We start from the raw sequence: 9228 nt of genomic DNA, 5'->3' as shown, positions 1-9228 counted from the left end.
ATCAATGGTTTTGAGCATCATATTTTATTGGAAGATCCAGAAGAAACCCGACGTTTTGCCAGTGTTCTTTACACTTATCCAGGGAGAAGTATCACTGCCTTGAACTCGAATAAATACGCAGCTTCACGTTCATTTATCCAGGATAACGAAAGAACCTCTGTACAGCTGGTGCAAGCAGAATTGGATCGAGCGAATAGTGGTACCAACCTCGACTGGAAGCTAATTGATGAATTGGGCTGGATTGTACCGGTTGAAAGCCTAAGTTATGCAGAACTGGCACCAATCGATGCAATAAAGCAGGTTGTTGATGCAGGCGGCGGCTTTATCTATAGCCAGAAAGCAGGTAATACGCTGACTATTTTGCCACGGTACCAGAAAGGCTATTGGGATACGATGACCATGGATGATTACGACATTCTGCTATCTGAAAGCTTGGTGATGCAGCAAAACATCAAGAAGAACGATGAATACATTGCTGACTTTAATGCCATGATCGTAGTGAATAGTCGAAGTGGTGAGAGCCTGAAAGTACAGCAGCGCGGTACTTCGGGTGATATACCGTTAGAGGCGGTCACTGGTCCATTATTTAATGTAGTGTCAGGTGCTAGTTATGGCAAAAATGAACTGGTCAAAGCCAATATTCAGGAGCTGCACACTTTTTTAGATATTCCGGTCAGTCAGGAAATTGGCGAGATGCTTCCCGGAAAAACCATCGCTTTTAATGGCCAGTGGTGGGGTGTCATTGATTCAGTTTCAGGCAGCTTTTCGCATGAAAAGGTCAGTGAAACCATTACTGTGGAGCGTATCAGCCGTGACTAATCCTTTATTTGAACTGCGAAAGCTGCTTAATCCGACCCATGCTGAGTATATCGGTACCATCACTTCAGTAAAACACCCAGAATACCGGGTACAGATTGATGGTGGATCCGGTCCAGTGCTTTGCACATCAGGCACAGCTTACAATTTAGGGGCCCGGGTATTTGTTTCCAATCAAGTGATTTTAAGGCCGGCACCAACAGGGCAGCATTCACAAGTGGAAGTCTAAACTTAACTAAACAACAGCACCTTCGGGTGCTTTTTTATTACCAAAATTTAGGGGGCACAATGTCGAATGATTACTCATCTGACCCACCAGTAGCGACAGCAGGGCAACTTCTTGCCATCTCAGACAAGATTAATGACATATCCAAAAACATGGATAAGTTAGCTGAAATGCCCCAAAAGCTCGACCGTATGAATATGCAGTTGGAGCAGCTCAATAAGGAGCATCAACAGACACGAAATGACTTAACTCAGACTCGTGACAATCTGCAAGAAGATTTAGACCGAGCAAAGTCAAACTTCAAAAGTGAGATTAAGCAGCTCAGGAATGAAGTTGAGCCAAGATTTAAGGAGGTGGACTCACAGATCAGAGTGCTGCACGAAAGTAAAACCAAAATCGACAGTATTACTAATCTTGTGCGCTTTGGCGGAATTTTCTTAGCAGGCCTATTCGTCGTCGCTTGGAATACTCAAACAAGCAAGACAGACACAGTAAATACTCAAACCACGACCAACGCCCAGAGCATTCAGGTTCTTGAAAAACAATCTGATCAACTTTTAAGAACGGTTGAGGAAATCCGAAACAAAATTTATGAACGAAACATGAGAGAGGAAAAATGAAACTGATTGATAACTGGAAACAGGCTTTGAAACTCAAGTCGGTACAAGTGGGCGCATTAAGCGCTTTTTTTTATGCCCTGATTTTATTCTCAGAACAGTTTTTAAGTGTCTGGGAGGTGATTCCACAAGAGTTGAAAAACAAGATCCCTGAAAATGTTGCTGAGTGGGTAGGGATTTTTGTCGGTGTAGCAATGGTGCTTGCTCGACTGAAAAAGCAACCTGAATTACACACTGAGATTCAACCCTTTGTCACGGTCACAGCAGGGCATAGCAATACTGATCCTGGTGCAGTCAACGGCAAATATAAAGAAGCCGATCTGGTCGTCAATTTCCGCAATGCAGTGACTCACTATTTGCGTGAAGCAGGGCTGCAAGTCAAAACCGATGGCACTGGTGCAAAGAACGATCCGCTATCAGCTGCAGTAAAATTAATTCAAGGCTCAAGTGTTGCAGTCGAATTCCACATGAATGCTGCAACCTCCAAACAGGCCAATGGTATTGAGACGATTGCATTGCCGAAAGATAAGAAACTTGCACAGGACTTATCCAAAGCTGTAGCCGATGCACTAGGTAGTCGTTTACGTGGTGATAACGGTTGGATTGATCAGTCTAAATCAGCACGTGGCCGTCTTGCTTATGTGAATGCCGGTGGTTTGATTGTAGAGCTTGGTTTTATTTCCAATGAAGACGAACTGGCTCGATTTAATGCGCGGTACTGGTTGGCTGCCAAGGCTGTGGCTAAAGTTCTAATCGAATATGAGGCCAGCAAATGAGCGAGTTCAAGAAAGTAAGTAGCGTATTACTGGAATCAAACGGCATTTACTTCATTGAATGTCCGGGTTGTAAAACCTTACATCCCATCCATGTTAGTGAGCAGCATCGTATCCGGTGGGGTTTTAATGGGAATGTGGATGCACCAACATTCACACCATCATTAATGGTGAACCAAGGCCATCCAAGCCAATGCCATTCATTTATCACAGATGGAAAAATTCAATTCTTATCGGATTGTCACCATAGCTTGGCAGGTCAGACAGTTGACTTGCTACCAGTGGAAGAATTCTAATGTTGAAAAGCCCTCTAAGTGAGGGCTGCACAGCTCATTCAATTACGACGAATGTGAATGTGGGGATTTGTGTGAAGGCTCTTTGATGGGCCTTAATCCAACCTATTTGCAATCTCTGATGCAGTTGCATTGTAATAAATCATCAGGCTTCTTAAATCCTTATGACCAATCATTCGCGCCAAATCCAATACTTCTAATTTCTGGGCGAGCCTTGTGCATGCCTCATGTCTTGAGTCGTGAAAATGCAAATCTTCAATTTCGCACTTATCCCGTAACTTCCTCCAAAGTGTATCAAAGCTCGAATCTTTCACTGTAAAAACCTGATGACTGCCAACACCTTTCATAAGCTCAAGCAATTCAACAGCGCGCTTGGACAGGGGCACATGTCGTTTTGTTCCATTCTTGGTTTCATTCAAAGTCACATATCTATTCTTTAAATAAACCCGGTCCCAAGTCAGGCCGCGGATCTCACCAGCACGCATTGCAGTTTCAATCGCCAACAGGAAAGCAATCATAATTTGCTGTGTGAAATTCTCAGGTGCCTGATCATCGAATTCAGCAGCCAGACAAAGCCTGTAAATCTCATCTTCTGATATACGTCTGTCGCGATGTGCTGGCGGTGGTGGCATCTTTAAATCACTCATGGGTGAATCATAAACCCACTTCCATTCCGTGCGCGCTACTGTAAACAAAGCTGACAGTATGTTGCCCTCACGTCGTACCGAGGCCGGCTTGACTGTTTTTAACCTGGTATCACGCCACACCACAAAATCATCAGTGGTAATTTTGGCAATATGCTTTTTGGCAATCTTAGGAAAGTTTCTCTGGAACGCCCGAAATCTTTTGATCTCTGCATCACAACCTTTGTGCTTTGGACACACTTCTTCTATGTATCTATCAATTGCACAATTTAATGTATAATCAGGAAGCTTTCCGCGTGATAACTCTCTCAATTCAGTTTCACGTTTTGATGCCCATGCGCGAGCCTGAGTCTTAGTATCGAATGTCGCACTTTCCCGAGTACCATTCACACTAATCTCAACTCGCCAAGCATCACCCCTTTGTCTAAAGGTGGCCATAAATTCTCTCTCTAAAATGTCGTGGCGTAAATTTGGCGTAATCAATATAGAATGAATAATAGGGAATAATAAGGAAACATTAAACTATTGAATTAATGAGCCACACTTAAACCTATAAAATCAAAGAAAAAATAAGGAAAACTAGGGAATAATAAGGAAACCGCAAATTTCGGAAAGTGCCCGCTGAGCGCACCATTTAATTTGTTGTATATAATTGAAAAAATAAAAGAAATTAATAACGAACACAGTTTCGTCCATCATCTTTCGCCCGATAGAGATTGTTATCGGCAATTTTCAAAACGTCTAGTATATTTTTAGAGCTGTCTGGCCAAGAGGCTATGCCAATCGAAATGCTAATGTTGCCAATGTTGTTAATCTCTTTGGACGCAATTTCTTTTCTGAACCGTTCCGCACTTTCATAAACTTCATCCAGATTGCTGTTTGGGATAATGACGATAAACTCTTCACCGCCATAACGGCAGCAAATATCCTCTTTACGAAAATTTTGCTGCATTGTATGAGCAATATGTTTTAAAACCATGTCACCTTGATCGTGACCATAATTATCATTAACTTTTTTAAAGTGATCCACATCCATCAGCAAGACTGAAAAAGGAATGTTCATTTTTATATTTTGAGTCATAACATAATTCAAGCCGCGCCGGTTCATCAGCCCGGTTAAAGGATCTGTATTAATATGATGATCCATTTTGCTCATTTGTTGTGAAAACTTGCGGATACTTAATAATAGTGCCAATTTGAATTTTGTGACCTCATAATACCAGGGCTGTATAGCTTTAATTTTTGAACTGATTTCTGCCTGATTCAATAGACTCGCCATATCTGCCAGCTGGTTTAACGGGGCCGAGATAGAATCAGAAAGCTTCCATACAATATAAAAAACCAGCAGGTAAAATAAAAAGAAGCCTGCGGCCAATTTATAAAGAATAGAATTGGCCTGTTTAAGTAATTCATGAGTAGGCTGTTGGGAAACCACAATCCAGTTTGAAGTCGGAATATGAGAAAAACCCGCCAGATTATCAACTCCCTGGCTATTCACTAAACGAATTTGACCATGCTTATGCGCATGCATATATTCCAGGCCAGAATTATTGCTGGCCGATTGACCGATTCTTTCAGGATCGGGATGAAAAATTATTTCATTTTCATTATTAATCACATACATATAACTATTTTTATAATTCTTATAGGTCGTTAAAAGCTGATTGATCACATTTTTTTCTTTTAAATAAATTGCAGAACCAATGAAACCCTGATAATGATTTGACTTATCAAAAATAGGTTGAGAAATAAATACGATCAGATTTTTCCGGACAGAAAAATACGGAGAAGATATATAAGTCGACTTTTTATGAAGAGAATCACTAATCCCTGGAGTATGTTGTATTTTGCTTCTATCAATATTCAGAATATTCGGTGAAAAATTGATTAACCGGCCTTGGGGATCGCTGATGACTACACTGTTATAGTGCTCAGACTGATATTTTAATTTATTGACCTCAGCTCCTCTAAGCTCATTGTTGTTAAAGTCTTGACCTAATATTTTTGCGCTATAGTTTAGCTCAAGAAGCATGTTTCTAAAGTGGTTGTCTGTACTCAATGCAATTTTATGGGCATGATCAGCATTTAAGATGAGAGAGTTATCGATTAACTGATTTTTTACGATTTGATAGCTAATAATGAGCGAAATAATAAAAAGGCTGGACACACTAAAGATAGCCAATAAAAGTATTAACTGCCTTAAATTGAGATCAAGGTGTTTCCTAAAATTATTAGCTGACATAAAAATTTAGACATATCTCGATGTATTTATGAGCATTGTATTGTATTTATCTTCAATATTTAAAGCTGATATAAAATTAAATTTCTATTAAGGCAGTGTTGTTATCTTGAGTAGAATTAAAATTTCCAGACTGTTTGTATATAAACCTGTTGGAATCTTAAAACCCGATAATGTTCTGAATATCTACTCATGCTCCACATAAAAAATAATGTCGGGCAGTTTAGACAAATTCTTGAATAAACATACGCTCTGAGTAGATGTGAGAAGAGTCTGGACGACAAAGTTATGAGGTATTTATCTTTATAAATAGATGAGATGATTACATGGCAATCTATTTTAGAAATCGATGCGAGCCTGCCGAGATAGAATATATTTTTACATCATCTTCTTTCTGAAGGCGGGGGTTAGATTGAGAATGCGATTATAACTTTTTTTAAATATATTATTGAAAATAAATAAATTTTTAGCTAAGTGCCTAACATGCCTTCGTATATAAAATGATATTTTAAAAATGAAAAAAAATTGAAGAATAGATGGATTCAAGTAGAAGGTTTTTTAATAAAATAGCCAATAATATTTTAGTCTTCTACGAAAAAATCACAATTAAAATCTTGTATAAGTCTTTTTTAGAAGTGTAAAAGGGTATCGTCTGCTGAAAAAATATTGCTATATTGAACTCATGGTAGGTCGTAAAACCAATAAGACGCTACCGCATAGTTGGACGGATCAATGATAGTTAGTTGAGTTTGATGTTTATCATCAGACAATAAATCTAACACTAGCCATCCAACACAGAGCTCGCAGAAATGCGAGCTTTTTAATTTCTGTTTAAAATGATATTGCACTAATTTTAATATTTTACTTCTTGTAATTCATTCTCATAAAAAAAGTTTACATTGCCAAATTCGCTAACATCTTTAACCTTAATCGTTGGACTAAGTGTGGTATAAAAAACTGCAAATTGGAGAATTTAGGAGGAAAAGAAATGTCTAAGATAATCGATATTAAGGTGAAAGATCAATTTAGCAAAGTGATTGAAGTGAAAGCCATGCTGCGTTCCTTTGCAGAACACAACAATGATCAGATGGTTGATTTGGTTAAAAAAATTGAACATATTGTGGTGGATGGAGAAACAATTCTGCCGAGTATTGAGCTGTTATTTGAAAGCCAGCAGTCTTCCAATATTTATCGTGTTGTAGAATAATTCAATCAGTGGGCAGCAGATAGGTAGTAAAAATTGAACTTATTCATCCGACATCACCGATCCAGCATATAAAAAACTCACCTAATTGGTGAGTTTTTTATATGTCGGCAATTACTCACCTTGCACATAATTTATCTAGCTGTAAATAAAGCAATCTCTCATGATAATAAAGAGCTGATTTAAATAACTAACCGTTTAAATCTGCTTAAGTAATATGTTCACATCATATTTTTCAAATTCTTGCAAAATTTGCGTTAAAGTCCGCTGAGCTGTTGGATGTTCAGGAGTTAAGGAAATTTCCTGACGGGTGGTGCTGTCAAAACATTCGATGGCTTGAATCAGCCAATGATGTTCGAGAGGACTTTTTTCAATCAACACACGGCGCGGTTGCAAGTTGTCGCACATCTGACGTGGAAGCACATAGGTAATTGCCAGTTGCACAAGTTGCAGTTCTTCCGCCGGGCTTAAAAAAGTAATCACCCAGTTGCCGACTTTGCTGAGTTGCATAGGATTATCAAACGCATCGAATTCTAAATAGCAGGACATATATATGATCCAATCGAATGTCTATGCTCATTATATGGCGGGATTATAATTATTTTTCTATCACGCTTAAGTCTGATATTCCGGGCTTTAAATTTGATCTGAATATAAATATTTATAATAACCAATCAGTTATATTATAAAATCAAAGAGAACTTATTGTTAAACTTGCTCATTTAAGAGTTTTAAAGACTCAGAAGGTTTTATTCATGAACTTCATTTTGCTGTAATTGATCTAGAGCAAAATTGATCTGCTTCAGAATATGATTCAGTTCTTGAGGGGCAATGCGGCTTTCCTGAAGTGAGGTGGTCCATTGCATTTGACAAAGTTTCAAACTGCGTGCATCCCGAGCTAGTGAAATATGCTGTACTTGCTGTTTGGCCATCAAGCCGCAGTATTTTTGTAAGCTTTCCATCATCAGGTATTTGAGGTCTTCAAAATACAAAGCCTGCGGTTCTGGCAGATGGGAATGATTGTCTTGATTCATCCCGCTAGATGAATTTAGAAGGCGATGGCTCTCGGAATGCACCAAGTCAATTTTTGTATCTACTTTTATCTCAGCTGTTTTCTGACAATGTATTAAATTGCAGGTTTCAGCTGGCCCAATTAATTCCATGGCATAAAGTTGATCTAAAATTTCGGCAGGAGCAAGTTGCTGTTTTAAAGCGTCATTTAATAGGTTGAAATCCTGGCTGCCGATCAGAACCAATAAGCGGCGTTGACGTGCGGTGAGTGGAAGAGAGCGATCCTGGAGTACCTCGATCCCACGTTGAGTCTTATAAAAATGCATCATAGCTGAATAGATAGTTGCTTAAATTCAGCTTGAGCATAGTCTGTCAGAATTACACTAATATGAAGTATTTATTAAGATACAGAAGCGTATTTCGATAAGATTTATAATGTGGTAATCGCCGTATTTTCAAGAGCCTTACGTAAATAAGGATCAAGTTCGTCCTGACGCAATAACCATTGCACGTAGTCAGCCGGAAGTTCTGCAATGGCAGTACCGCGATGTTTACCAAAATTTATGGTACGTGGAATTCGGGCATCTTCAGAAGCCTCGAATAATTCCTGCATACTATTGATTTTTAAATGATGGACAATGTGCATCAGAATATTGGCAGTTAAAATGATGTCCATGTCAGCACGATGCGCTTTACGGATCATTTCACGCGCTCGCTCACTGCCTTTGGTGATCATGTAAATCAGGGCGGAAATATTATGTGCTTCTGCATCGGGCCAGACCCGGCGTGCTAAAGCCAGTGTACAGATCGCCTTGATTTTCGAGGTATCGACACCGCACTTTTGGATGGCACGGAGGTCATAATCAATATTATGACCGATCATGTAGACTGTCTCATTCGGCAGGCTAAAAGTGCTGTAATGCGGCTGGCCTTCCAGATCCGATTCCAGAATATGATGCACGGCCATGGCAGCAAAAGAAATGGGTTCGTCACAGGTATAGAGCTGATCAAAAAGACGGCTTTTATCCAGGCTGATTTTATGATCTACAATTTCGACAGGCGCATAGGCAATTTCAATGGGTTGACCATTTAAAGTATGCGTTTCGGTATCAAGGATAATGGCCTGCATGTCGGAAATACACCTGAAAAGAGAAGAGAGTAAAATCTAACATTATTGTTTTGCTACTGACAATTGAATTGCTTTATTTCTGTATTGATTGCAGGCTTTTTAACTTGTGGTAACTATTTGTAGGCTTCGGAGAAGCAAAAAATCTGCCTTCTTGTCAGTTGGTGAATTTAACAGTAATTTTAAACAACAATAAATTTAATTAGGACTTACGCATTGACGGATTTAAAAAAGTCTCAAACTACTTTATAACGTATCTGTGATCAGACGAACTAAACA

At 39.1% G+C, this 9228-nt stretch carries 10 protein-coding genes and 1 pseudogene; 6 read left to right on the top strand and 5 right to left on the bottom strand.

Features of this window, described 5'->3' with window-relative positions:
• From VXP95_RS14770 to VXP95_RS14750, 5 genes and pseudogenes are all read left to right on the top strand, one after another.
• Positions 1 to 819: pseudogene (locus VXP95_RS14770) on the top strand (hypothetical protein); the annotation flags it as partial.
• Positions 812 to 1045 (top strand): hypothetical protein, encoded by a 234-nt coding sequence (locus VXP95_RS14765; RefSeq protein ID WP_416712120.1) that lies wholly within the window; start codon positions 812 to 814, stop codon positions 1043 to 1045. The pseudogene VXP95_RS14770 and the gene VXP95_RS14765, both read left to right, overlap by 8 nt.
• A 59-nt stretch (positions 1046 to 1104) precedes the next feature.
• On the top strand, positions 1105 to 1662 hold the full coding sequence (locus VXP95_RS14760; RefSeq protein ID WP_416712305.1) for a coiled-coil domain-containing protein: 558 nt from the start codon (positions 1105 to 1107) through the stop codon (positions 1660 to 1662).
• On the top strand, positions 1659 to 2435 hold the full coding sequence (locus tag VXP95_RS14755; protein WP_416712304.1) for an N-acetylmuramoyl-L-alanine amidase: 777 nt from the start codon (positions 1659 to 1661) through the stop codon (positions 2433 to 2435). Before VXP95_RS14760 ends, VXP95_RS14755 begins: the two co-directional genes overlap by 4 nt.
• Complete coding sequence (locus VXP95_RS14750; protein WP_416712303.1) at positions 2432 to 2728, top strand: DUF6527 family protein; 297 nt, start codon at positions 2432 to 2434, stop codon at positions 2726 to 2728. The genes VXP95_RS14755 and VXP95_RS14750 overlap by 4 nt, the downstream gene beginning before the upstream one ends.
• Before the next feature lie 92 nt (positions 2729 to 2820).
• Here VXP95_RS14750 and VXP95_RS14745 read toward each other — a convergent pair whose 3' ends face one another.
• Together VXP95_RS14745 and VXP95_RS14740 are read right to left on the bottom strand one after the other, a co-directional pair.
• Positions 2821 to 3807, bottom strand: a complete 987-nt coding sequence (locus tag VXP95_RS14745; protein WP_005103697.1) for a site-specific integrase — start codon at positions 3805 to 3807, stop codon at positions 2821 to 2823.
• A 232-nt stretch (positions 3808 to 4039) separates the two neighbouring features.
• Positions 4040 to 5611: a diguanylate cyclase gene (locus tag VXP95_RS14740; protein ID WP_416712302.1), complete on the bottom strand. Its 1572-nt coding sequence runs from the start codon at positions 5609 to 5611 to the stop codon at positions 4040 to 4042.
• A gap of 985 nt (positions 5612 to 6596) precedes the next feature.
• On the opposite strand from VXP95_RS14740, the gene VXP95_RS14735 reads away from it, so the two are divergent.
• Entirely contained in the window at positions 6597 to 6815 is a 219-nt protein-coding gene (locus VXP95_RS14735; protein WP_064096187.1) for a hypothetical protein, read from the top strand.
• Between the two features lie 195 nt (positions 6816 to 7010).
• Here the strand turns inward: VXP95_RS14735 and VXP95_RS14730 are convergent, their stop codons facing one another.
• The 3 genes from VXP95_RS14730 to VXP95_RS14720 all read right to left on the bottom strand — a co-directional run bounded on the left by VXP95_RS14730 (position 7011) and on the right by VXP95_RS14720 (position 8952).
• Positions 7011 to 7361 (bottom strand): hypothetical protein, encoded by a 351-nt coding sequence (locus tag VXP95_RS14730; protein WP_416680856.1) that lies wholly within the window; start codon positions 7359 to 7361, stop codon positions 7011 to 7013.
• 200 nt (positions 7362 to 7561) lie between these two features.
• Complete coding sequence (locus VXP95_RS14725; RefSeq protein ID WP_416705808.1) at positions 7562 to 8152, bottom strand: hypothetical protein; 591 nt, start codon at positions 8150 to 8152, stop codon at positions 7562 to 7564.
• A gap of 101 nt (positions 8153 to 8253) precedes the next feature.
• Complete coding sequence (locus tag VXP95_RS14720; RefSeq protein ID WP_416705807.1) at positions 8254 to 8952, bottom strand: 3'-5' exonuclease; 699 nt, start codon at positions 8950 to 8952, stop codon at positions 8254 to 8256.
• Positions 8953 to 9228: the final 276 nt, after the last annotated feature.

The organism is Acinetobacter sp. 226 (genome assembly GCF_048147925.1).
GTDB classification, from domain to species: Bacteria; Pseudomonadota; Gammaproteobacteria; order Pseudomonadales; family Moraxellaceae; genus Acinetobacter; species Acinetobacter pecorum.
The sequence above is the reverse complement of the archived record's forward strand: the minus strand, read 5'-3'. Positions and strand labels throughout refer to the sequence as shown.